General features: G+C 41.2%; 24 protein-coding genes. 14 read left to right on the top strand and 10 right to left on the bottom strand.

What is annotated here, in order from left to right; genetic code table 11:
* The first annotated feature begins 19 nt into the window (after window positions 1-19).
* Genes NG55_RS20095 through NG55_RS20080 form a run of 4 tightly spaced genes read left to right on the top strand, consistent with a single transcriptional unit; the run spans window position 20 to window position 3,843 of the window.
* Window positions 20-1,249 (top strand): acyl-CoA dehydrogenase family protein, encoded by a 1,230-nt coding sequence (locus NG55_RS20095; protein ID WP_023271076.1) that lies wholly within the window; start codon window positions 20-22, stop codon window positions 1,247-1,249.
* Between the two features lie 16 nt (window positions 1,250-1,265).
* On the top strand, window positions 1,266-2,387 hold the full coding sequence (locus tag NG55_RS20090; RefSeq protein WP_065344233.1) for a phosphotransferase family protein: 1,122 nt from the start codon (window positions 1,266-1,268) through the stop codon (window positions 2,385-2,387).
* Window positions 2,384-3,082, top strand: coding sequence for a histidine phosphatase family protein (locus tag NG55_RS20085; RefSeq protein WP_065344232.1), 699 nt, complete (start codon window positions 2,384-2,386; stop codon window positions 3,080-3,082). Before NG55_RS20090 ends, NG55_RS20085 begins: the two co-directional genes overlap by 4 nt.
* A 17-nt stretch (window positions 3,083-3,099) precedes the next feature.
* Complete coding sequence (locus NG55_RS20080) at window positions 3,100-3,843, top strand: SDR family oxidoreductase (RefSeq protein ID WP_023271073.1); 744 nt, start codon at window positions 3,100-3,102, stop codon at window positions 3,841-3,843.
* Window positions 3,844-4,165: 322 nt separating this feature from the next.
* Here NG55_RS20080 and mpl read toward each other — a convergent pair whose 3' ends face one another.
* Window positions 4,166-5,527: a UDP-N-acetylmuramate:L-alanyl-gamma-D-glutamyl-meso-diaminopimelate ligase gene (gene mpl / locus NG55_RS20075; protein ID WP_065344231.1), complete on the bottom strand. Its 1,362-nt coding sequence runs from the start codon at window positions 5,525-5,527 to the stop codon at window positions 4,166-4,168.
* A 222-nt stretch (window positions 5,528-5,749) separates the two neighbouring features.
* Here mpl and NG55_RS20070 point away from each other — a divergent pair, with 222 nt between their 5' ends.
* Window positions 5,750-6,100, top strand: a complete 351-nt coding sequence (locus tag NG55_RS20070; protein ID WP_016543231.1) for a DMT family protein — start codon at window positions 5,750-5,752, stop codon at window positions 6,098-6,100.
* A gap of 64 nt (window positions 6,101-6,164) precedes the next feature.
* On the opposite strand, the gene NG55_RS20065 is transcribed toward NG55_RS20070, so the two are convergent.
* Complete coding sequence (locus NG55_RS20065) at window positions 6,165-6,623, bottom strand: hypothetical protein (RefSeq protein WP_016543232.1); 459 nt, start codon at window positions 6,621-6,623, stop codon at window positions 6,165-6,167.
* 229 nt (window positions 6,624-6,852) lie between these two features.
* Here NG55_RS20065 and purE point away from each other — a divergent pair, with 229 nt between their 5' ends.
* From purE to NG55_RS20045, 4 genes are all read left to right on the top strand, one after another.
* Entirely contained in the window at window positions 6,853-7,368 is a 516-nt protein-coding gene (purE, locus tag NG55_RS20060) for a 5-(carboxyamino)imidazole ribonucleotide mutase (RefSeq protein WP_004656816.1), read from the top strand.
* Between the two features lie 68 nt (window positions 7,369-7,436).
* Complete coding sequence (locus tag NG55_RS20055; protein WP_016543233.1) at window positions 7,437-8,558, top strand: 5-(carboxyamino)imidazole ribonucleotide synthase; 1,122 nt, start codon at window positions 7,437-7,439, stop codon at window positions 8,556-8,558.
* Window positions 8,559-8,885: 327 nt separating this feature from the next.
* Window positions 8,886-9,857, top strand: coding sequence for an acyl-CoA desaturase (locus tag NG55_RS20050; RefSeq protein ID WP_065344230.1), 972 nt, complete (start codon window positions 8,886-8,888; stop codon window positions 9,855-9,857).
* 594 nt (window positions 9,858-10,451) lie between these two features.
* Window positions 10,452-11,747 carry a lytic murein transglycosylase gene (locus tag NG55_RS20045; RefSeq protein WP_065344229.1) on the top strand — a complete coding sequence of 432 codons (1,296 nt, stop codon included), beginning with the start codon at window positions 10,452-10,454 and terminating at the stop codon, window positions 11,745-11,747.
* Window positions 11,748-11,805: 58 nt separating this feature from the next.
* Here the strand turns inward: NG55_RS20045 and NG55_RS20040 are convergent, their stop codons facing one another.
* From NG55_RS20040 to NG55_RS20020, 5 genes are all read right to left on the bottom strand, one after another.
* Window positions 11,806-12,189 carry a hypothetical protein gene (locus NG55_RS20040; RefSeq protein ID WP_167539957.1) on the bottom strand — a complete coding sequence of 128 codons (384 nt, stop codon included), beginning with the start codon at window positions 12,187-12,189 and terminating at the stop codon, window positions 11,806-11,808.
* A 120-nt stretch (window positions 12,190-12,309) separates the two neighbouring features.
* Entirely contained in the window at window positions 12,310-13,218 is a 909-nt protein-coding gene (locus NG55_RS20035) for a matrixin family metalloprotease (protein WP_065344228.1), read from the bottom strand.
* A 385-nt stretch (window positions 13,219-13,603) separates the two neighbouring features.
* A complete protein-coding gene (locus NG55_RS21155) occupies window positions 13,604-14,515 on the bottom strand; it encodes a matrixin family metalloprotease (RefSeq protein ID WP_213029727.1) in 912 nt (303 codons plus the stop codon).
* Between the two features lie 383 nt (window positions 14,516-14,898).
* Window positions 14,899-15,807, bottom strand: coding sequence for a matrixin family metalloprotease (locus NG55_RS20025; RefSeq protein WP_065344226.1), 909 nt, complete (start codon window positions 15,805-15,807; stop codon window positions 14,899-14,901).
* Window positions 15,804-16,220 carry a hypothetical protein gene (locus NG55_RS20020; RefSeq protein ID WP_065344225.1) on the bottom strand — a complete coding sequence of 139 codons (417 nt, stop codon included), beginning with the start codon at window positions 16,218-16,220 and terminating at the stop codon, window positions 15,804-15,806. Before NG55_RS20020 ends, NG55_RS20025 begins: the two co-directional genes overlap by 4 nt.
* A gap of 199 nt (window positions 16,221-16,419) precedes the next feature.
* Between NG55_RS20020 and NG55_RS20015 the strand changes: the two genes are divergently transcribed.
* Window positions 16,420-17,304 carry an MBL fold metallo-hydrolase gene (locus NG55_RS20015; protein WP_065344224.1) on the top strand — a complete coding sequence of 295 codons (885 nt, stop codon included), beginning with the start codon at window positions 16,420-16,422 and terminating at the stop codon, window positions 17,302-17,304.
* A 49-nt stretch (window positions 17,305-17,353) separates the two neighbouring features.
* Here the strand turns inward: NG55_RS20015 and dnaK are convergent, their stop codons facing one another.
* The 3 genes from dnaK to NG55_RS20000 form a co-directional block, all read right to left on the bottom strand.
* Window positions 17,354-19,297, bottom strand: a complete 1,944-nt coding sequence (dnaK, locus tag NG55_RS20010) for a molecular chaperone DnaK (RefSeq protein WP_016543242.1) — start codon at window positions 19,295-19,297, stop codon at window positions 17,354-17,356.
* A gap of 150 nt (window positions 19,298-19,447) precedes the next feature.
* Window positions 19,448-19,993, bottom strand: coding sequence for a nucleotide exchange factor GrpE (gene grpE / locus NG55_RS20005; RefSeq protein ID WP_016543243.1), 546 nt, complete (start codon window positions 19,991-19,993; stop codon window positions 19,448-19,450).
* 160 nt (window positions 19,994-20,153) lie between these two features.
* Window positions 20,154-21,047, bottom strand: a complete 894-nt coding sequence (locus tag NG55_RS20000) for a LysR family transcriptional regulator (protein ID WP_065344223.1) — start codon at window positions 21,045-21,047, stop codon at window positions 20,154-20,156.
* Window positions 21,048-21,154: 107 nt separating this feature from the next.
* Between NG55_RS20000 and NG55_RS19995 the strand changes: the two genes are divergently transcribed.
* From NG55_RS19995 to NG55_RS19980, 4 genes are all read left to right on the top strand, one after another.
* Window positions 21,155-22,009, top strand: coding sequence for an MBL fold metallo-hydrolase (locus NG55_RS19995; RefSeq protein WP_016543244.1), 855 nt, complete (start codon window positions 21,155-21,157; stop codon window positions 22,007-22,009).
* 389 nt (window positions 22,010-22,398) lie between these two features.
* Window positions 22,399-22,638: a hypothetical protein gene (locus NG55_RS19990; protein WP_016543245.1), complete on the top strand. Its 240-nt coding sequence runs from the start codon at window positions 22,399-22,401 to the stop codon at window positions 22,636-22,638.
* Between the two features lie 361 nt (window positions 22,639-22,999).
* Window positions 23,000-24,070: an alpha/beta hydrolase gene (locus tag NG55_RS19985; protein ID WP_212750477.1), complete on the top strand. Its 1,071-nt coding sequence runs from the start codon at window positions 23,000-23,002 to the stop codon at window positions 24,068-24,070.
* A gap of 132 nt (window positions 24,071-24,202) precedes the next feature.
* A complete protein-coding gene (locus tag NG55_RS19980; protein ID WP_023271062.1) occupies window positions 24,203-24,760 on the top strand; it encodes a peptidylprolyl isomerase in 558 nt (185 codons plus the stop codon).
* Window positions 24,761-25,095 lie beyond the last annotated feature (335 nt).

Below are 25,095 nucleotides of genomic sequence, written 5' to 3'. Positions count from 1 at the left end.
TAGATTGAGGAAAATGAGGATGTTTGCATTATCTGAACGCGCACAGGATTTTATTGCACGAACGCAAGCCTTTATTCAACAAGAAATAGAACCGATTGAAAAAGCCTTCTGGGACGACGTCCATCATCTGAATGTCGATGGCGACTGGACGCAATGGCAATGGCCTGACCAACTGGAACAGCTGAAAAGTAAAGCCAAAGCAGCGGGCTTATGGAACATGTTCTTGCCTGATGCAGAACTGGGTGCAGGTCTGTCGGTACAGGAATATGCGCATATCGCTGAACTGACAGGACGCAGTCTGCTCGCCCCGACGGTTTTTAACTGTAATGCGCCTGATAGTGGCAATATGGAAGTGTTATGGCGCTATGGCAGTGAGCAGCAAAAACAACAATGGCTACACCCTCTCCTCGCGGGCGAAATCCGTTCCGTATTCTGCATGACTGAACCTGCAGTCGCCTCTAGTGATGCCACCAATATGCAAGCCACGGCGGTGATTGAGGGTGATGAGATCGTCTTGAATGGACGCAAATGGTGGTCATCGGGTTTGGGTGATCCCAATGCCAAAGTGATTATTTTCATGGCCTATACCCCAGATCCTAGCAAAGACCGTCATCATCAGCATTCGATGGTATTGGTGCCAATCGACACGCAAGGGGTAACGATTGAACGGATGTTGCCAGTTTTTGGTGATTACGATGCCCCACATGGACATGGGCAAGTCAATTTCGACCAGGTGCGTGTACCCCTCAGCAACTTTATTGGTGGTGCAGGACAAGGATTTGAAATTGCGCAAGGGCGTTTAGGGCCTGGGCGGATTCACCATTGTATGCGTTGTATTGGCGCAGCTGAAAAAGCATTGGAGCTGATGATTGATCGAGGCATGTCACGTAAAGCCTTTGGTAAAGAAATTCTCAAACTCGGTGGTAATTTAGAGCGTGTTGCAGATGCGCGGGTGCAGATCGATCAAGCGCGCTTATTGACCCTGTACGCCGCTTATAAGATGGATACGCAGGGCAATATGGCGGCATTGACAGAAATCTCTGCGATTAAAGTGGTGGCGCCGAGCGTCTTGCAACATGTGGTCGATATGGCGATCCAGATTCACGGTGGTGAAGGCGTTTCACGCGATACCCCACTGACTGCTTTTTTCAATCAAGCGCGTAGTTTACGTTTGGCCGATGGACCTGATGAAGTGCATAAAGGCATGATTGCCAAATTAGAACTGAAAAAACGTGGCTATGCTCGTTGATAAGGAACATACAACAATGACAATGATTGATATCGGTGGACAGGTTCGCCATGGCGAAGAGCTGGATATTGCAGCGGTTGAAAACTGGCTAAAAAACCAAGGTGTGGATCTGCAAGGACAGGCACAACTGACCCAATATTCAGGGGGCGCATCGAATTGGACTTATCGGCTACAGTATGACAATGCCGACCTGATCTTACGTCGCCCACCGAAAGGCACCAAAGCCAAATCAGCGCATGATATGGCGCGTGAATACAATGTGCAGAAGCATCTTGCGCCGTTCTACCCTGTGCTACCTGAAATGATTGCGCTGTGTCAGGATGACAGCGTCATTGGTTGCGATTTTTATGTGATGAAGCGGATTGAAGGCATTATTCCACGTGCCAATTTACCCAAAGAATTACAGTTGGATGAGTCACAGGTGCAGCAACTTTGTCTGAATGTCTTAGATAAATTGATTGAGCTGCATCAAGTCCCTTATCAAGGGACTGAACTGGAAAAACTGGGTAAAGGTGAAGGCTATTGCCGCCGTCAGGTTGAAGGTTGGGATGCACGTTATAACAAAGCCCTGACACCGAATGTACCTGATTTTGCCTTTGTGCGTCAGTGGTTACTGGAACATATCCCAACTGATGCAAAAACCTGCGTGATTCATAATGACTGGCGTTTTGATAATGTCATTTTAGCTCCACAACAACCGACGCAAGTGATTGGCGTGCTGGATTGGGAAATGGCGACACTCGGTGATCCTTTGATGGATCTGGGCAGCGCCCTCGCCTACTGGATTCAAGAGGACGATGATGCCTTGATGAAATCTAGCCGCCGTCAGCCGACCAATTTAAAAGGCATGCTGACACGGCAACAGGTGGTGGATTACTATCTGGAAAAGACTGGTTTACAGCCTGCCAATTGGGCTTTTTATGAAGTGTTTGGTTTGTTCCGTTTGGCAGTGATTGCGCAACAGATTTATTATCGTTATTACCATCAGCAAACCGATAATCCAGCCTTTAAAGATTTCTGGATCATGATTCATGCTTTACATATTCGGGCTTTAAAACTGATCGCGCAAAACAATCCGCAAGCACGACCATTAATTGCTGAATATGGTGCAAAACTACAGGATATTTTAAAACGATGACCACAATTTATTTGGTACGACATGGGCAGGCATCTTTTGGTGCAGCAAGTTATGATCAACTTTCAGCCAAAGGTGAACAGCAGGCACAGGTCGTCGGTGATTTTTTTAAACAGACCCTGAAGCAAACACCGCTGATTGTGGCAGGTTCGATGCAACGTCATCAGCAAACAGCGCAACTGGCTTTATCACAAAGTTTTCAGGATGCACTGATACAAACAGAATCGGATTGGAATGAGTTTGATCATCAGCATGTATTTGCCCAATACGAACCGCGTTTTAATCAACCTGAATTGCTGAAACAGGATGTCGATTTGATGGCCAATCCTCGTGCTTATCTGGCCAAAATTTTCGATGGAGCCATCGACCGCTGGATTGGAGAGCAATATGACCATGAATATCATGAGACCTGGTTAGGCTTTCAATCGCGTGTACAAAGTGCTTTGCACGGTTTGTGTCAGCATATTGATGCCACGCAACCCCGTCAAGCCGTGGTATTTAGTTCTGGCGGTGTGATTTCTGTGGTGGTCGGTCAGGTGTTGGGACTGAATGCCAAACAGATTTTTGCACTGAATTGGTCGATTGCCAATGCCAGTATCACTACACTGCGTTGGTCTGATGATCGTTTGCAATTACTCAGTTTTAATGAGCATCATTATTTAAAAGCGCGTGATGCTGAACTTTTAACATGGATTTAAAAAAATAGGTGGCAGGCATGGCAAAAACCATTTTAATTACAGGTGCAAGTTCAGGTTTGGGCGCAGGTATGGCGCGTGAATTTGCGGCTAAAGGCTATAATCTGGCGCTTTGCGCACGACGTTTAGAGCGTTTAGAAGCCTTACAGCAAGAGCTGCAAAAGCAGTTTTCGATACAGGTCAAGATTAAAACCCTAGATGTGACCCATTACGATGATGTGTTCACGGTTTTTCATGCCTTTCAGCAAGAATTTGGCACGATTGACCGAATTATTGTCAATGCTGGTGTTGGCGATGGTCGCCGTATTGGTAAAGGGCATTTTGAGGTGAACCGCGCTACCGCGGAAACCAACTTTATCTCGGCCTTGGCACAGTGTGAAGCCGCGGTTGAAATCTTTAGAGCGCAAAATAAAGGCCATTTGGTGGTGATTTCTTCGATGAGTGCGATGCGTGGTTTACCGAAGCATTTATCGACCTATGCTGCCAGTAAGGCCGCTGTAGCGCATTTGGCGGAAGGGATTCGTGCGGAGTTGCTGCATACCCCAATTAAAGTCTCAACGATTTTCCCAGGTTATATTCGCACTGAATTAAATGAAGGTGCCAAGAAATTACCATTTGAGGTGGATGAGATAACAGGAAGCAAGGCCTTGGTCAAAGCCATTGAGAAGGAACCTGTGAAGGCTTATGTACCGCAGTGGCCGTGGTTACCAATGGGGATTGCAATGAAGATTTTGCCGTTAAAATTGGTGAATAAACTGAGTTGATTGCCATTTAAAATGGATTGGACAAATATGTTTATTCGGCATGGATGCCGCCTGTCGCGATCTGAATTAATATAACTTCGAGGAAATGTGATACTCGGAAACGTCATCTGCAACCTGCGTGGTTTAAGTAAGAGACTGTTTCTGCGATATATGTTGATCAATGCAAGAAGAGGACAGGTTTTGCAGATGACAATGGTTTTGCCTACTTTTCCCGAAAGAAAAGTAGGGCGAGCCGCAGGCTGATCCAGAAATTAGATAAGAACTTGCAAGACTCCGTTGAGACAATAGTTTTTCAATAAGTTAGAGAAAGTGTTGAGGTTAATTACGACAAAGCCGTAATTAACTTTTGGTGTAAACCACCAAAACCACCATTGGACATGATCACCACCGCATCGCCCTCACCTGCTTCATTGACCACACGGGCAATGATCTCATCTAAAGAGCGGCTGACTTCAGCCTTGTTTGCTGATGCTGAGATCACCGGTTGTAAATCCCAATCCAAGCCCTCTGGTTGATACCAAATCACTTCATCGGCCAAACGTGCAGAATGTGCTAAACCATCTTTATGGCTACCCATACGCATGGTGTTAGAACGTGGTTCAATGATCGCCCACAACTTACGTTCACCTAGACGTTTACGTGCGCCATCGAGTGTGGTTTCAATCGCCGTTGGGTGATGGGCAAAGTCATCATAGACTTCGATGCCACGCACGGTACCTAACAGCTCCATACGGCGTTTCACCCCGCCGAAGTTGGATAAGGCTTCACAGGCTTGCGCAAGGCTGACACCGACATGCTGTGCCGCTGCAATCGTTGCCAATGCATTGGCAACACTATGCTGCCCTGTCATATTCCATTTCACTTCACCGACCACTTTACCGTGCTCAAGCACTTTAAAGTGACTGCCATCGGCACTGATTAGTTCAGCAGATAATGCGGCTTGCTCATTTGGCTCAAGACTGGTACGAACCACAGGGGTCCAGCAGCCCTGCTCTAATACTTCATCAATATTGGTTTCAGTAATCGGTGCAATAATACGACCTTCACTTGGAATGGTACGCACCAAATGATGGAACTGTTTTTGAATCGCAGCCAGATCATCAAAAATATCGGCGTGATCAAATTCGAGGTTGTTGAGAATCGCGGTTTTAGGGTGATAGTGAACGAACTTAGAACGTTTATCAAAGAAGGCAGAATCATATTCATCTGCTTCAACACAGAAATATTGACCTCCACCTAAACGTGCACTTTCACTGAAACCCAGTGGTACGCCGCCAATCAAGAAACCCGGATTTAAGCCTGCTTGATCAAGCACCCAAGCCAACATGGTGGTGGTGGTGGTTTTACCGTGTGTGCCCGCGACACCAAGTACATGTTTGCCTTGCAGTACATGATCGGCCAAGAATTGTGGCCCAGAAATATAAGGCAGGCCTTCATTCAGCATGTATTCAATCGCATCAATACCACGTTTCATGGCATTGCCGACGATGACAAGATCAGGATGTGGTTGCAAGTGGCTACGGTCATAGCCCTGCATCAATTCAATACCTGCATTTTCCAGTTGAGTCGACATCGGTGGATAAACATTGGCATCTGAACCTGTGACTTTATGTCCTAAATCTCGTGCGAGTAGAGCCAAAGACCCCATAAATGTGCCACAAATACCCAAAATATGCAGATGCATAACGCGCCTTCTCCACTGCTTTTCATACAGCACGGTATCGTATGTATGATTGTCGTTATCAATAAAAATCAAACGCAACGATAGCAAGGCTTGCATGTAAAAGATAGTCAAAATTCGTTGTTGTTGTTTACTTATAATGATGCGGATAGATGCTAATATTTCAACGATTTTACTGGCATGCTATTCCCTATTGTTCAACCCTGATTTGGATAAAAGAACACGATGTTGAGCCCGACACTTTTAGCGCTATGTTTGTTGATTATTTCTAACTGTTTTATGACCTTGGCATGGTATGGGCATCTGAAGATTTTGCATGATGCACCGCTCTGGCAGGCCATCTTATTTAGCTGGTGTATTGCACTGTTGGAATACAGTTTTATGATTCCTGCCACCAAATTGCTCAACCAGCATGGCTGGAGTCTGGGCGAAATGAAGATTACCCAAGAAGTGGTGACTTTATTGGTATTTGTGCCTTTTATGATTTTTCTATTTAAACAACCCTTCAAACTGGATTATGTCTGGGCGATGCTGTGTTTAATGGGGTGTGTCTATTTCGTTTTTAGAAATCAGTAAATCACAATGGCTCGGATCAAACATGGTCTGAAGCCCTTCACCATTGTGAGATACGCATTCAGCTCTATTTGGCTGGGTGCTTACAGGCATTTTTTAAAATTTTGCTAAACTTTTGATCTCTTGCCGAAGGATTTTCATATTCAAAGCCATAGTCACTGTCCATTGTTGTTGTGGATAATGCACCATTGGGCTCAAAATTAGACAAGGCATAGCTATAGGTCTCATCGTCACAGTACACACGATACTGTGTAATTGAATAAAGCGTACCGAGTTCAGTCGGGTTCATATAATACCCTGTCATCAATACAGGTTCTCTTTCATCGGTATGTGATGAACCGGTGACAATGAATTTCTCATAGGCTTTACCCGTGAGTGCATCACTGTTAATTTCGCCATTATAGCCCTGTGCTTTATTTAACGATTTAAAGGTTTTTTGAAACTCATCGAGATTTAAATTCACTAAAGCGGCATTGCTGTATGCCGTGAAAAGTGTGATTGCCAATAGGCTTAACCGTTTTTTCATTATTAATGCTCTTGTTGATTTTTAAGCTCCCCTATTATTATTGAAATATAGCGCTATGTCATTGTTAGCACACTTTATTTCATTTTTTCCTAAAAAATATAGTTGCAGTCGTTCAGTTAAATTTTCGTGAGATGAAAAATCAGTCTATAATAATGGGGTTCTGAATCCTCTAAAGCTTGGCTCTCGTCGAGATTTATCTTCTTTAATTTTTGTCTCTGGAACATTAGCAATGAATGCGGCCGCAGCACAAGACGCTCAACCACTTGTTGGAATTATCATGGGTTCTCAATCAGATTGGGCAACTCTCGAACATACTGCCAATATGCTTAAACAGCTTGGTGTCCCATTTGAAGCGGAAGTTGTTTCTGCACACCGTACCCCAGACCGTTTGTTTGAATATGCGGAAACTGCACGTGATCGTGGTATTCAAGTGATTATTGCAGGTGCAGGCGGTGCAGCACATTTACCAGGTATGTGTGCAGCGAAAACTGATTTACCTGTGCTTGGCGTGCCTGTAAAGTCTTCAATTTTAAATGGTGTAGATTCATTGCTTTCGATTGTACAAATGCCAGCAGGTATTGCAGTCGGTACTTTGGCCATTGGTCAGGCTGGTGCAACCAATGCAGCAATTATGGCCGCGCAGATTTTAGGTTTAACCCGCCCAGACATTGCAAAAAATGTAGCGGACTTCCGTACCGCACAAACTGAAAAAGTGTCGAATAATAATATCCCTGGTCATGAATGAGGATAAGCAAAGCAACGCTTTGCCCGAATGTAAGGCGAAGACTTTGTCTGAGCAAAAGAGTTATAGATATGAATAAAACCATCGGTATTTTTGGTGGTGGACAGCTTGGTCGCATGATGGCGCAAGCAGCCTTACCACTGAATATTCAATGTACTTTTTTTGAAGCAGAAACGGATTGCCCTGCTGCAATTTTAGGTCCTGTATTTTCTAGCCAAAACCCGCAAGGCTTGCACGATTTTATTGCCAGTGCGGATGTGTTTAGCCTTGAATTTGAAAATACGCCTGTTGCAGATGTAGATGTGTTGACGCAAAGCAAAACCTTGTACCCACCTCGCCTTGCTTTGGCGACCGCACAAAATCGCTTGGCAGAAAAAAGTTTGTTTGACGAACTGGGTATCCCAGTTGCGCCGTATCGTGCTGTGGATAGCTTGGACAGCTTAAAACAAGCGGTGACGGAATTAGGCTTACCCATCGTCTTAAAAACCGTAACAGGTGGTTATGATGGTAAGGGCCAATTCGTATTACGTACGCAAGATCAAATCGAGACAGCTTGGGCTGAACTCGGTCCTGCGAAAAGCTTGATCGCGGAAAGTTTTGTCAAATTCAGCCGTGAAGTTTCGATCATTGCAGTACGTGGTCAAAATGGTGATGTGAAAACTTGGGCATTGGCCGAAAATCACCACCATAACGGTATTCTGTCGCATTCAATTGTACCTGCACCGAATAGTGTCGATTTGCAGCCTGTGGCACAGGACTATATTACCCGTTTGTTAAACCACTTAAATTATGTCGGTGTGTTGACGCTTGAATTGTTTGTCACTGAACAAGGTTTATATGCCAATGAAATGGCATGTCGTGTACATAACTCGGGTCATTGGTCGATTGAAGGTGCAATTTGCTCGCAGTTTGAAAACCATATTCGTGCAGTTGCAGGCTTGCCATTAGGTTCTACAGAAGTCATTCGTCCTACAGTGATGATCAATATTATTGGTCAACATCCCAATTCTGAGGATGTTTTGGCGCTAAATGGCGCACATTTACACCTCTATAATAAGTCTGAGCGTACAGGTCGTAAGCTGGGTCATATTACCTTGATGCCAAATAATACAGATGATTTAACGGATTTATGTCGTCAATTGGCTCAGATTTTACCTGTCCCATTGGCACTAACCGCAGAAATGACGCTCTAAACTTATCCATAATTCCTAAAAAGCGATCTTCGGATCGCTTTTTTATTGCAGGTTGATTTTAAATTTAAACTTTTAAATTTAAAAACTGATAAATGGGGTGTGGATAACTTAATTGTGGATTTTGAATTTAAAACAAGGGGGGTGATTTGAATTCAAAATATATTGAATGACTTTAAATTTATTTGCTGAGAATAAGCTGAGTTGAGTTGTTTTATTTGAGATTGTATAAAAAGAAAACAGTGATTTACTTGTTTTGGAATAATCGTTATAACAAATAGATAAAAAGATTCTAAATAAAAAAATTGGCTAAGCCTGTGGGAGGGTCTGATGTCCGAAAAAATTGAAATTGCTCGAATAAAAATGCAGAGTCCTTTAACCAATGCGATTGATGGTGAGGTGCGGTGGTCACCTTTAAAATCTTTATGGGTGTTTAGTCATTTGGCGATTGCATTGATTGGTGGTGCGCTGACATTTTCTTTCGATGCACTGTTGGTATTTATATTAACGACAGCTTTTACTTTGTGTTTTGGGCATTCTTTGGGAATGCATCGAAAATTGATTCATCACAGCTATAAGTGTCCAAAATGGCTAGAATATTTTTTGGTTCATCTGGGGGTGCTGGTTGGCTTGGCTGGGCCATTTGGGATGGTACACACCCATGATTTAAGAGACTGGGCGCAAAGACAAAAGCAATGCCATTCTTATTTGCGTCATGGTGAAAATATGATGAAGGATGGTTGGTGGCAATTACATTGTGACCTTAGATTAAAGCACCCACCTGTGTTTAAACCTGAATCTCATTTGAAGGATAATTGGGTTTATCAATTTATGGAAAGAACGTGGATGCTGCAACAGCTGCCATTGGCAATTCTTTTGTTTATTTGTGGTGGTTTTGCATGGGTGATTTGGGGAATTTCCGCGCGTATCGTTGTTTCTGTGATGGGACATTGGTTGATTGGTTATTTTGCTCATAATCATGGGGAAATGGACAATGAGGTGATGGGTGCTGCTGTTCAAGGGCATAATGTGAAATGGGCTTCGTATATTACCATGGGTGAATCGTGGCATAACAACCATCATGCTTATCCTGAATCAGCAATTTTAGGAATCTATGAGAATCAGCCTGATCCGGGTTGGTGGGCTTTAAATGCTTTAAATAATTTGGGCTTGGTTTGGGATATTGTGTTGCCTGAAAATTTACCACATCGTCATAATTTAAAAGCATTGACCTATAGGGCGATACAGGGTAGAGGGACTAAGGCGCCTTTTAAATGTCCTGTATTGAGTTTGATTCGTTAGTTGTAGGTAGTGTCGAAAAAAAGCTTGGTGGAGTTGACTTCATTAAGCTTTTTTTATGTGCGATGGTTTTAAATTTAAAAAACATGTGGTGGTTTTCTGTGGATAACTTGGTTGTGGATTTTGAATTTAAAATCAGGTGGGTGGTTTGAATTTAAAACCAGCCTGACTGTGGTTATGTGCTTTTAAATTCAAAAGTAATCCTGGGTTTTAAATTTAAAAGAACTGCGTTGGTTTGGGTTTAAATTTAAATCAATGGCGTGTGGATATCTATTGTTTTCATGATTTAAGTGCTTGGATTTGTGTTGGTTCGATGTTTTATTCTGTGTTTGATTGGCTTTTAGGGGTGAAATGAATTTAAAAGTGGATAACTTTTTTAAATTTAAAAGGGTTGGTTTGGTGGTTATGTTTTTTGAATTTAAATGAGGGGTGTTGATAACTTTTAAATTTAAAATAAGGGTGAAATTATGAATTTAAAAAGCGTATTTTAAATTTAAAACCCAGAAATGAATTTAAAGTTACGTTTCCAAACTATACATCTTGATCGAGCATGTTAAGGTGGAAAGGAAATTTAAATTCAAAAGTTTTGGTTCAGTCATGAAACGTCATTTTTCTTTTTTTCTAGGCACTGCCTTATTTACTTTTTTTAATCAGGCGCATGCTGAGCTTGTGATTAACGGTGCAACGGTTTCGACACCGACCACAGCTGCTGCTGTTAGTAGTAATTATACGCCAAATTCGAACTTTCAGGGCTGTATTGCCAATTTACGTTCACAGGCGATTGCATCCGGTGTATCGGGCGCAACCTATGATCGTTATACCCAAAATTTAAGCCCAGATTATTCGGTGATTGATCGTCTGAATTATCAACCTGAATTTTCGACACCAATTTGGGATTATTTGTCGGGCCTTGTGGATAACGAACGCGTACAGGCTGGGCAGCAAAAACTCACCCAACACCGTGCAGTCTTAAACCGCGTTGAACAGGCCTATGGTGTACCTGCTGAAACTGTTGTAGCGGTATGGGGGGTAGAAAGTAATTATGGTGATATTTCGGGTAAATATCCTTTATTACAAGCACTCGGTACGTTAAGTTGTGAAGGTCGCCGTCAAAGTTATTTCCGTGGTGAGTTTTTTGCCACTATGCGGATTTTGCAACGTGGTGATTTAACTCAAGATCAATTGTATGGTTCATGGGCAGGGGCTTTTGGTCATACTCAATTTATGCCATCGACCTATGAACGTTTAGCGGTTGATTTTGATGGCGATGGCCGCCGTGATTTGGTTTCAAGCACCACCGATGCCTTGGCTTCGACTGCAAATTTCTTAAAGCGAGCAGGCTGGCAAACCGGTATGCCATGGGGCTTTGAGGTCAAAATTCCACAAGGTATGTCCATCTCTGGTGAAAGCCGTCGTAATAAAAAGCCATTGAATAGCTGGATTGCACAAGGCGTCACCCGTGCCGATGGGACAGCATTGATTCAAGGCAATTTATCGGGTAGCACACCGGCAGGACTCATGTCACCAGCAGGGGCTAATGGTCCAGTGTTCTTGGTGTTTAAAAACTTTGATGCGATTTATAGCTATAACGCAGCCGAGAGCTATGGTTTAGCCATTGCGCATTTATCTGATCGTTTACGTGGTGGTACGCCATTTTTAACCACGTGGCCAACTGATGATGCAGGTACATCACGTGCTGAACGTCGTGAAATTCAACAGTTCTTAGTTCAGCGTGGCTATGATATTGGTGCTGTTGATGGTTTGATTGGTGATAAAAGTCGTCAAGCCATTCGCCAAGAGCAGAGCCGTCTCGGTTTAAACCAGACGGGGCGTGCTGGACAGCAGATCTTACGTGCCTTCCGTCAGGAACAGGCCAAGCAAATGATGCAATAAAGTGGCTTCGATAAAACAAAAAGGTCTGCTTAATGCAGACCTTTTTTATCTTTCAGTTTTATGGTGCTGCGTCTAATTTCACGGCCTCTAAAATATCAAAAATCACCGCAGTCACATCTTGGCTTAAATCACGATCATTGAAGATCTCAAAAGCGGTGATGGTGACATCAGTATCACTGGGTAATTGTTTTTGTTCTTCTTCAATCAAGTGTTCAATCGGTAATAACGTCTGTTTAACTTCTAAATGCAGTATCTCGTCATATGCTACATTTTCATCTTCAAGCTCAATTTCCTGCTCATTGAAATAAGGAATTAAAATAGAGTGCAGATATGGGCTAATATCTTGAATATCCAAAAGTTCGACATCACGAGTTTGTTCAATCGTACTGATGTGGTCGTTCACTTCAATTAAGATATGATAATAACTCATGCTGATCTCCATTAAGGCTAAGATGATGTTTTAACACCACAATAACATGAATAAATCAAAACAATCGACCCATTCTTGTTATTGCTTAGCAGATCATCTTATATCGACCTATTCTGTGAGATTGATCTGCTTTTAATTTGAAAAACCGAGTAACTTGAGATCCGTATCTGTTAACTGAAAATCTTTGGCATCTTGATCTTTAATACGTGGATACATTAAAGATTTAGGGTCACGGGTGTGCTTGAGCCCCAAAGCATGACCAAACTCATGTGCTAAAGTTAAACGTAGATCATCGATTGAAGAAAACTCATAAATAAAAATCTGTTTTCCATCAAATTGACCTTTGTGCAGTACTTCAGGCTTAAAGGTTTCATTAAATTCATTCACAGAAGCACTTAATTGCTGATGAATCTGCTTTGATTTTTCAGCCTGTTGCTGATTTTGCTGAACTTTATGATTGTATTCAGTAATCTTGGCTTGTAGCTTCTGAGCTTGTTGCTGCAATTGCTGCTGCTGTTTTTGTAAGGCAATGAACAGTGCTTTATTGCTGCTGTCAGCCTTATATTGCGCTAAACCTTGTTGATATTGCTGAGCTTGGTTTTCATAAACTTGCTTTTGACGCTCAAGTTGGGCACTGCTTTCAGCTAAGTCAGCATTAACTTTTTGTAGCTGCTCATTTCGACTCACCCAATTCTGTTGTTCCTGCTCAAGTTGACCTAAACTTTCAGCACGTTTCATGCTACGAATTTGACGTTGATCAAACACCAGATTGATTGCAAATTCAGCCTCAGGGTCATACACAAAATATTTTTGCCCCGTGTTTTTTTCCCAAATTGCTGCTGCTTGTTTACTTAAGGCAACCATTTGTGCTTGATCAATATTTAAGCGTGGATCAAGTTCTGCGATACGGTAGCGTAAAGGTTGCTCTGTGCTGTAGCGAATTTGTGGCTGTGCCAAGGCCGTTGAGGAAATTTGAGCAAAAGCCGTGACTGGGGCTAGCACGCTAAAACATGTAGCCAAAAGTAGAGATAAAAGACGCATAATAGGAGATAAAACATGAAAGAGGTCACATTTTAAGCGAAAAAAGACAGTAGTCAAATTGATGTAAAAGGATGCGCCTTATGAGTTTTAACGATATTTCCGTAAAATGAATAAAAATACATTTGTAGACATATAGCTAAAAAATCGTGATAAAAAAACAAGATTTGTTTATTAAATGATCTAAAAATAACATCAGAACAACTGTTTATTTTTTATTTTAAGTCGGCTTGATTGATAAAAATTTCTCGAAACATTTAGAAAACATATTTTTTTCTGCTTCAAAAAATACATTCTATTTCACATAAAATATTTATCTATTTGTACAAAAACTATACTCAAAGTCTAGTTAATGTTAATTCTTGTAACTGTTTTTCCTGAAATCAATTTAATAAATGGCTTTTACGAGGTCTTTATCCGAATCGGTGAGTGCAAATTGCTGTAGATTTTGTTTTTGGATCACAGGGTACATTAGTGAGCTTGGATCATTGGTATGTTCTAAGCCAAGCGCATGTCCAAACTCGTGTGCCAGTGTGAAACGGAGGTCGTTCATTGATGAAAATTCATAGATCAGAATCTGTTTACCGTTGAAATGGCCTTTATGGAATAAGTGGGGCTGAAACACTTGATTAAATTGACTTGCGGATGCAACCAGTTGTTGATTGTTCTGATTTAAATTCTGGATCTGTTGATTGAGTTGTTGCGTACGTTGATTGTGTTCTTGAACTTCCTGTTGTAGTGCTAAAGACTGTTGTTGTAATGCTTGCTGTCTTTGTGAAAATTGTTGTGCCAAGTCTTTTGAACTGGAACGACTTTGATTGAAACGCTGTACTTCTGCATTATAGTGCTGGAACTGAGCAGCGAGCTGTGCCTGTTTCGTGGCAATTAAAGCGGTCGTTTTTTGGATTTCATCCTTTGCTTGTTTCAATTGTTGATTCAAGATTTCCCATTGCTTTTGCTGTTGCTTCAGTTGATCTAAGCCTTGTAATCGCTCAGTACTGCGTTGTTGACGCTCATCAAAGACTAAATGAATGCTAAATTCGGCTTGTGGGTCATAAATGAAATTTTGTTGTCCTGTTTCTTGTTCCCACAGTTTGGCGGCTTGTTGGGTCAATTCAAGCACTTGTTGCTGATTTAAATTAAAGCGTGGATCAATCTCTGCAATACGATAATGCACGATTTTTTTGGGGCTTGCGTGTTGGTGTGTATCCTGTGAATGGGTATTGCTTTGTGCATTGCTGAATTGAGATATGCCCATGCTTAAACAAGCGATCAAAAATGCTAGAGAATAGACTCGCATTGTGAAATCTCCCCAAAATAAAAACTTATTTTTGATCATTATTTTGTGAGCGTCAAAATGCTATGTAGTTAATAAATAAAATGAAAAAGTGTGATTTTTTTCTAATAAATAAAAAAATGAATCGAATGATGTACACAATCAAAAAATGATGTTTTTGTTGTTTTTTTAAGCATAACTCAAAAAATATCAATGAATTAAATTAACAGATGTAAAAATTTTCAGGAATAAACGCAACGAAGAGACCTATTGTTAACTTTTGTAAAATTTTTCTGAAAGCGGCAAGTTTTTGACTTTTCAGTGAATAATTGTTTGTTTGTGACATTTATAGTCCATGAAATTTTGGGGGTGCCTGAGGAGATATTCAACCTTGGCGGAGACAAAGCCTATCGTGTCAGGAATAGCGCACGATCGGCTGGGGTCAGGCGAAAATGAGCAGCATTTTGTTCTTTCATGATTGGGTACATCAGGGCTTGAGCATCCTCGGCGTGGGCTAAGCCCAATGCATGGCCGAACTCGTGGGCGAGTGTTAAACGTAGATCATCCTCAGATTCGAATTCATAAATAAAGATCTGTTTACCATTAAATAAACCTTTATGAAATAAATGTGGTTTAAAGCGCTGTTTATATTGGTTCACCGAGGCATTGAGTTGTTGGTCTAGAGCATTGAGTTCATCGACTTGCTGATTGAGTTGAGCAATTTTCTGATTATATTGATTAATTTCCTGCTGCAAGGTTTGCACATTTTGCTCTAGATCCCGCTGCCGTTGCTGAAAATAGTCCGAATTGGCAAATGCGCTTGGATGCTGTCGTGCATTTTGTTGTTCTTGATTATAGTGCTGGATTTGCTGATTCAGCTGTTGTTGTTTTAAATCCAGAAATTGCTTGCTCCGTATAATTTCCTGTTCGATCTGATCCAGTTGTTGTTTTTTCTCTTGCCAATGTTGTTGATTCGACGCGAGTTGGCTTAAATGTTCTCGGCGTTGCTCACTTTCGATTTGACGTTCATCATAAATCAGGTGAATGGCGAGTTGAGCATTGGGGTCATAGATAAAATAATCTTCTCCTGTACCATCTTTCCAGATTTGAGTCGCTTGTTGGCTAATATCTTTGACTTGTTCAATACTGAGTTTAAAGCGAGGATCGACTTCAGCAATACGATAACGTAGACGTGTATCTAGTGGATTAGTGATGCGATCTGTTAGCGAGTTAAATTTAAGTTGAGGGTGTTGACGGGTTTGATAACCCGACCAGAAGATAAAGAGTAGCAATGCAATAATGAGAAACAGCTTCATTCGTTATTTTTGGAAAATAGAGGTTGGTAGAGGCTAGGTAGTACTAAAATTCCCCAGATCAGTGTAGAGAGAATATTGCCTAGCTCATAAAAAATAGCACCAAAACCAGAGATGAATGTCCAAGAATAACTTGGTAACAGATAAATGAGTAGACCCAGGAAGAAGCTATAAACGTATAGCTTTCTTGCCCACTCTTTAAATAGAAGTAAACCGACCACGATAACAAAGAGACCAATAGCTAAAAGACCTGAAAGAATGAGTTCCCAGTTCTGAGGGTCTGTGAATAATAGTTGGTTAATTGCAATCGACGTTTCATCATATGCATCGAATATTGCGCCTGTAAAAATACACAGCAGCGAAAAAATAAGCATGAATCTAAATTGGGTTCTGCTAATGACAGGATCTATTTTCATCTTTAATCTAGGTATCATTATTTTTAATATTTGGATTATACCGAAAATAATTTCATGTGTATTAAGCCAATATTGTGGTATTCAAATCGATTTGGTTCAGGTTTAGTATTTCCGATGGGACTAATTCATACACTGGCCATCTGGTCGATGAGACAATTTATTCTGATGGACAATAAAAAAATAGTGCGAAGGAATATGCATGCTGAAATATTTACTCAAATCGCCTGAGGCTGCATGGGCGGCCGTTTCACCCGCACCAGCAAAGGCAGAAAATCTAAAAATTAAATATCTGGGGACCGCAGGGTTTATCTTGTCTGATTCTAATCGAAGCTTAGTACTTGATCCTTTTATTAGCCGTCCAAATCTTTGGCAGACCTTTACTCAACCTTTATCTAGTGATCCAGCATTGGTCAAGCACTATATTCCTGATGCGGATGAGGTACTGATTGGACATGCGCATTATGACCATATTCTGGATGCCGCAGAAGTGTGCAAACAAACAGGCGCTCGCTTGATTGGCTCACAAGCCAGTGTGATGTATGGGCGTTCCGCAGGTTTGCCTGAGCAACAGATGCATGCAACGCAGGGAAGGGATGTGATTCACTGTGGTTCTTGGCAGGTGATTGGCTTACCTTCAATCCATGGCAAAGCCTTGTTTGGTCGTGTTCCATTGCCTGGAGATATGATCGAACCACCACCGTATCCACCAAAATTTCATCAGTTACGGCATGGTTTGGTTTTGAACTGGTGGATTGACACAGGTCAACTGCGTGTTGTTCACATCGACTCTGCTGACTTTATTGAGCAAGAGTTACAGGGCAAACACGCTGATATTGTCTGTTTATGTGCAATCGGACGTAAATATCGACCAAACTATGTCAAAGATGTAGTCCGACTACTCAAGCCGAAATATATTATTCCATGTCATTGGGACAGCATGGTGACACCCATTGATGCACCAGCGCAGTTATTACCTGGAGTGAATATTGCTGAGTTTCTGGATGAAATTAAAGCGTGTGGCGTGATACCTTTGTTTATGCCAATTTTGGGCGAACTTTATTTTGAACAAAATGATTCATCTTAAAATATAAAAAAAAACCGCGCTTTCGCGCGGTCTTTTCTAAAGAGACAAATTATTTTTTGTCATCTTTTACTTCAGTGAACTCAGCATCTACAACGCCATCGTCCGCTTTTTGTTGTTGACCAGCAGCATCACCTTGGAATGCATTTGGATCAAAACCTTCTGCGCCGCCAGCACCTTGTGCTTGTTCATAAGCACGTTGAGTGATTGGCATCAAGATGTTTTGTAAAGCTTCAGTTTTCGCTTTGATGTCTTCAACATCATTTTCTTTGGTTGCTGCTTCAAGCTCAGAAACCGCAGTTGTGATGGCAGTTTTTTCATCTTCAGTGACTTTGTCACCAAGATCTTTTACTGCTTTTGTTGAGCTAGAAACCAGCGCATCTGCTTCGTTACGTGCTTTCGCTAACTCTTCAAACTTACGGTCTTCTTCAGCATTCGCTTCAGCATCTTTGATCATTGCATCGATTTCAGCATCAGACAAACCTGAGTTTGCTTTGATCTGGATTGATTGCTCTTTACCAGTGCTCTTATCTTTTGCAGATACTTTCAAGATACCATCCGCGTTGATGTCGAATGATACTTCAATTTGCGGTACACCACGTGGAGCAGGTGGGATATCGCCCAATTGGAAGTTACCCAACAATTTGTTTTGTTGAGCCATTTTACGTTCACCTTGGTAAACCGAAATGTCTACAGCAGGCTGGTTGTCAGCAGCAGTAGAGAACACTTGTGATTTCTTCGCAGGAATCGTGGTGTTTTTCTCAATGATCGGAGTCAATACGCCGCCCATTGTTTCGATACCTAAAGTTAACGGTGTTACGTCTAATAAAAGCACGTCAGTTTTGTCACCAGACAATACTGCACCTTGAATTGCTGCACCAATCGCAACTGCTTCGTCAGGGTTTACGTCTTTACGTGGCTCTTTACCGAAGAATTCTTGTACTTTTTGTTGTACAAGCGGCATACGAGACTGACCACCAACCAAAATTACGTCAGAGATGTCAGACGTTGAAAGACCCGCATCTTTAAGCGCAATACGGCAAGGCTCGATGGTACGAGCAACCAAGTCAGCAACCAAACCTTCAAGTTTTGCACGTGTTACGTTGATCACTAAGTGTTTAGGACCAGTCGCATCAGCGGTGATGTATGGAAGGTTGATTTCAGTCGCATTTGATGAAGAAAGCTCGATTTTTGCTTTTTCAGCAGCTTCTTTCAAACGTTGTAACGCAAGTGGATCATTTTTCAAGTTCACACTTTGTTCTTTCTTGAACTCTTCAACCAAGAATTCAATTAATGCGTTATCAAAGTCTTCACCACCAAGGAAAGTATCACCATTTGTTGATAACACTTCGATTTGTTGGTCGCCATCAAGGTCAGCGATTTCAATGATTGATACGTCGAATGTACCACCACCTAAGTCGTAAACCGCGATTTTACGATCGCCTTCTTTTTTGTCCATACCGAACGCAAGTGCCGCAGCAGTTGGTTCGTTAATGATACGTTTAACATCAAGACCTGCAATTTTACCTGCATCTTTAGTTGCTTGACGTTGCGCATCGTTAAAGTAAGCAGGAACAGTAATCACTGCTTCAGTAACGGTTTCACCTAAGTAGTCTTCTGCAGTTTTCTTCATCTTTTTCAAGATTTCAGCAGAGATCTGTTGAGGTGCTAATTTCTTATCGTTAACTTCAACCCAAGCATCGCCATTGTCCGCTTTGATGATTTTATAAGGGACAAGACCGATATCTTTTTGTACCGCTTGATCTTCATAACGACGGCCAATTAAACGCTTGATTGCGAATAATGTGTTTTTCGGGTTGGTTACCGCTTGGCGTTTCGCGCTTTGGCCCACAAGGATCTCGCCATCTTTATATGCGATGATCGATGGAGTTGTACGTGCGCCTTCTGCGTTTTCGATTACTTTTACTTTATCGCCTTCAAGTACAGCAACACATGAGTTGGTAGTACCTAAGTCAATACCAATAATTTTTGCCATTGATTGTGTTCCTCTAAAATTTTGTTGCAATGTTTTGCTTGTTATTCGATATGAGAGTCAATTGGTATTTTTCAAGCATTTTTATGAAAAAAAATCAAAAAACTCTCAAATTTCTGCACTTTTGAGCAAATAAACGCTTTGCTGCTTGGATTATTGACCGACCATCACCATCGCTGGGCGGAGTAGGCGACCATTTAAGGTATAACCCTTCTGTAAAACAGTGCCAATTTGGTTGGCTTTGGCATTTGGATCGATCCCAACTGCTTGGTGTAGATCAGCATTGAAGCCATTTTGGGTATCCGCTTCAAGCACGCCAAATTTTTCCAGTGTGGTCAGTAATGATTTCAGGGTTAGCTTGACGCCTTCAAGCACAGGTGTTTCTTCTTCGCCAGCCGCTTGAATTGCACGTTCAAGGTTATCGACAGAATCTAGTAATTCTTTTGCAAATTTTTCTAGCACGGTCTCTTTGTGCTTTTCAGATTCGCGTTGAATACGCTCGACACTCTTCTGCGCTTCATAAACAGCATTGGCAGTACGTGCTTTTTCTAATTTCAAGCTTTCTTCAAGTTTGGTGATTTGCGCTTGTAAATCTTCAACGCTAAGCTCGTTTGCCTGCTCTACACCTTCAGCTTGAGTTTGTTCAGTCTGTTGCTCATTTTGAATGTCTTGAGCTTGCTCATTGTGCTCATTAGCCATTGATGATCTCCGTTGAAAAAGGTTCTTAAACATGTACAGTCCTTTTTGGCGTGAATGCTCATAGGGTTAAACCCGAACTGCCACATCTTGGTCATTCATAGATAGGGATGAAGTATGGGCAAGCCGACAAAATTCAAGCGTTCAGGTCGATTTAAATCTTTTAATTTTGCTGATTTAAGTAAAAATTTAAGTTTTCGATGACAAAAGCAATAAATTCTTGGGTGATTTTCGGTAAATGTTGTCGAGAAGCATAGACTAAGGACAAGGTCAGATCGGGTGCAGCAAAATCTGTAAATACCTGTTGCAAACGCTGTTGCGCAATATCCTTACGCACCAGTAATGTTGGCAACATGGCAATCCCTTGGGCTTTAAGACACATTTGATAAAGCGCAATCACATCATTGCTTTTAAACGTAACATTTAATGGATAGTTCTGCGGTTGCTGATCTGTATCAAATAGGGTCCAGTATTGGTTATGTGTGTGATGGGCAATGCATTCATGTTGAATGAGTTGACTGGGATGTGATAGGGGCGTGTGATCCTGTAAATAGTGAGGATGTGCACAAAAGATGGATTCGATTTGACAGACGGGTCGGGCAATCAGCCCTTCCGCAACTTTTTGGGTAATACGCAGTGCCAGATCGACATGAGCATCCATTAGGTCGACCGTATTTTCAGTTAAATAGACATCGAAATGGATCTGTGGGTAGCGTTTCTTAAACTGTTTAATACATTCATTCACACCCAGTTGGAACAGAAACAAGCCACAGGTAAAGCGGATGGTGCCGCTGTGCTGTTCAGGCGCGGCTAAGCCTTCTAATAGTTGTTGTTGCTGTAAAATATTTTCACAATAGACCAAGGCTTTTTCACCCGCAGGGGTGAGTGAAACTTTACGGGTATTGCGTTGAAACAACCGCGTCGAAAAAGTTTGTTCGAGATGTTCTAAATAGCGTGACACCATTGCCTTAGAATAATCCAGATGTTCGGCCGCTTTACTGAGATTGCCTTGCTGCGCGATACAGACAAAGACTTGGATGGCTTTTAAGGTGTCCATGTTTATTATCATTGTTGCAAGATATGCAACATTTTATCTTAATTCAGGGTGTTTATTCAGCAATAATTGCAATTTAAAGTGTTCCTTATCAGATTGGAGACGATAAGATGAATACCAAACCTTATATCATTGCTTTATCTACTTTAGCGGCAACATCAACTGCTTTTGCACAAGACTTAAAAATCCAAAACTTTCTGGCTCAACCTGAACACTTTGGTGTGACTTCGACCTTAATTGAAGGCGATAAAGAAGTGTTATTGGTGAATGCACAATTCTCTAAATCAGAGGCATTGCGTATTGCAGCCGATATCTTAGATAGCGGTAAAACCTTAAAAACCATTTTTGTCAGCTATGGCGATCCAGACTTCTATTTTGGTTTGGACGTATTTAAGCAGTACTTCCCGAATGTGCAAGTGATTGCGACCCCTGAAACGGTGAAGCATATTCAGGATACGCAAGCGCTGAAAGTACAGTATTGGGGACCAAAAATGGGTGCCAATGCACCGAGCAAGATTATTGTTCCACAAGCGTATACAGCTAAAACCTTAAAATTAGAAAATGAAAATATCGAAATCAAAGGTAAGAAAGAACTGACTTATTTATGGATTCCGAGTGCCAAAGCAGTTGTCGGTGGTATTCCAGTGTCTTCGGGGATTCATCTGTGGACTGCGGATACCCCAACAGCCAAAGATCGTGCAGAAGTGGTACAGACTTTAGAGAGTATCAAAGCCTTAAATCCACAAGTGGTGGTGCCTGCACATATGAAAGTAGGCGCAGCCGAAGGTCTTGATGCGGTAAACTTCTCGATTGACTATTTAAAGCAGTATGAAAAAGCGGTAAAAGCCAGCAAAAATTCAGCTGAATTAATTGGAATTATGCAAAAACAGTATCCAACTTTAGGTGAGTCAAGCAGTTTAGAGTTGGGGGCTAAAGTGGTAAAAGGCGAGATGCAATGGCCTTAAACCAAGCTAAATAAATGGAAAAACCGTGATCAGAGGTCACGGTTTTTTTATGGCTGCTACATTTATTTTTAATCAAAATTACCCAATTGTAATCTTTTAAGCAGATTGTACGGTGTTTCTATGAATTATAAAAAAATAAGATAATCTCTTTTTAACTGAAAAAATAAAACTAAAAACCGTGAAATTACTTTAACTCTAATGCTTTAGAGATTTTGAATGTTTTTCTTAATATGTGAAATATGAAAAGAGTTGATTTAAGAAAAATTGCAAAATAGAGCGGCTTACATAACAAACTGCAACTAATCCGCATCACGTCTAAGAAAAAAATTGTGAATCATAGGCATCGCAAAGACAACTTTGCTTTTTGTCATAATGAAAGGAAATACGAAATGAAAAAGTTAGCATTGATTTCTGCGGTTGTAGCAGGTGTTGCATTAACAGCTGTAGGTTGCTCAACTCAAGGTGGTTTAGATGCATCTGGCTCAGCTCAAACAACAGGTGCAAGCCCGGCAGGCGTACAAGGTGGTGTTGGTGTGCAAGGTGGATCATCCGTTGATGTTCAACCTGGTGGCGCTTCTGCGGATGTATCAGGTTCAGTTTCTGGTTCAGCAGGTACGACTGCTCAATAATTTTTTAGGATGAAGTTGGCTTCGCATAAGATTGAACACACGATGCCGCATGCAATCTTATTGATGTACTGCTATACATCACGCGAAGTTAACTGAATTCATAAAACTGACACTTTTTTAGTGCTATAAAACTAGAACGAATTCATTGGTTCTAGTTTTATTGTTTTAACAATCGCATGATAAAACAGCATTTAATTGACATAAAAAGTAGTTGTGAATAAGCACTATGGTTAATGACTTTTTGATAATAGCCCTTTAGCGTACGACATATTTTTCAAATCTTGAACTTGATCTAAGACTTTAGAAAAGCATATAGTCGAAGACAACAAGAATTATGGACAGAGCGAAGAAGGGGACAGAAGTGACAGCATTACCTCAAAAAATTCAAACCATTCTAGACAAAGGACAGGGCCCTGCTGCACGAGCACTTGATAAGCTCCCCAAAATCGTACAGGAGTCTCTTGCCAAGCTTCTCGCTTATCCACACCAATATCCAGATTTAGATTCTTTTATCAAATGTCTGATGGCTGTCCAAATTAAACAAGGGCGCATTGGCTTCATTGGTGATGACCCAATTGAATCTCGCCGTCAGTTTGATGCACAAATGTTGGCAATCATTAACAAGCCAACCTCAATAGAATCTGTTGAAGATATCCGTCTTCCACTGCAAAGCGGTACGGTATTTGCCAGACATTATCATCCTGCACCCAATAAAAAATTACCGATGATTGTGTTCTATCATGGTGGTGGTTTTGTGGTAGGTGGTTTGGATACCCATGATGAAGCCTGTCGACTCATTGCCAAGTATGCAAAAGTACAGGTCTTAAGTATTGATTATCCACTTGCACCAGAAGCATCGCCACAACTGTTGATCAAATCATGTGAAGATGCCTTGGCATGGGTGTATCAAAATCGCCGTCAACTGAAAATCTATAAAAACCGGATTGCGGTTGCAGGAGACAGTGCAGGGGGTAATATCAGTACCACGGTTGCGCAACATGCTGTAGGTAAGGCCTATGCACCTCAAGCACAATTATTGATTTATCCCGTGGTTGATTTCAAAAGCCGCCATCCTTCGTTCTATGCCTATGGAGAGGGCTTGGTGTTGACCAGCAAAGATGTAGACTATGTCACTGACTACTATGCGACACAGCACGATGTTGCACTCGATGATCCGTTGATCTCACCAACCTATGGCAGTCTTAGAAAGCTGGCACCAGCCTATGTGATTACTGCCGGGCATGATCTGCTGCATGATGAGGGTGCAATCTATAGTCATAAGCTCAGACAAAACGGGGTGAAAGTACAATACGTTGATTACCCAGATCAGACCCATGGCTTTATTAACCTCACGCCAGTCTCTAGTAAGGCTAAACGTAATACCATTGAAGTTGCCAAAAACTTTAGAAAATTTTGGGATAAACATAGTTAATAAAGTCTGAGCCGATGTTTCACGTGAAACATCGGTTTTTGTTTTAAAGATAACAAATAGAAATAGCAAAATAGAATCAGCAAAACTAAGATGAGCATTCACAACAAATCAATGATCAAGCCGAGAAAAGCAATGATGAAAAAGTTGTTCATGACAACAGGTTTAATTTTGGCAAGCAGCCATTTATTTGCAAATACCATGGTTGATATGAAAACCAGTATGGGCAACATCGAAATTGAACTTTTTGATGATAAAGCACCTGTGTCGGCAAAAAACTTTGAAAGCTATGTAAAAAGCAACTTCTATACAGGCACGATCTTTCATCGTGTGATTCCTGGTTTTATGGTGCAGGGCGGTGGTTTAGATGCCAATATGATTGAGAAGACAACTAAAGCACCGATTGTGAATGAGTCGAGCAATGGTTTGAAGAACACACGTGGTACTTTGGCAATGGCACGTACCAGTAATCCGAATTCTGCAAGCAGCCAATTCTTTATTAATGTGGCGGATAATAACTTTTTAAATAAGTCAGCAATGGATGCAGGGTACGCCGTATTTGGTAAAGTGACCAAAGGGATGGATATTGTCGATAAGATCGTAAATGTACCAACGGCAAACTACGGGATGCATCAAAATGTACCAAAACAGCCGATTAAAATTATCAGCGTACAGATAAAGAACACTAAGTAAAAAACAAAGCAGAAATATCTATAAAATATTTCTGCTTTAATTTTATGTGCTTACGAGAATTATGCTGTTTTGTTAAACAAATTTGTGTGTAAAAAAAGAACACTCGATAAAACAAGGGTTTAAAAAGACTTGCACACTAAAAAAAATCTCCTATAATGCACTCATCCCGACGCGATGAAGCAAAAATAACTTAGCTTTACTGGTTAAGTTGTTGAATGTTTATTGCGTTGATTTGCCACTGACGAGGTGGTGAAAAGATCATTAAGAGAATAGAAGAACAACTTGTGTGGATTTTTACTAGTTGATCAATCGAAAATATTTCATTGATTGAAGAG

This window comes from Acinetobacter gyllenbergii, assembly GCF_001682515.1.
In the GTDB taxonomy this organism is placed as follows: Bacteria; Pseudomonadota; Gammaproteobacteria; order Pseudomonadales; family Moraxellaceae; genus Acinetobacter; species Acinetobacter gyllenbergii.
The sequence above is the reverse complement of the archived record's forward strand: the minus strand, read 5'-3'. Positions and strand labels throughout refer to the sequence as shown.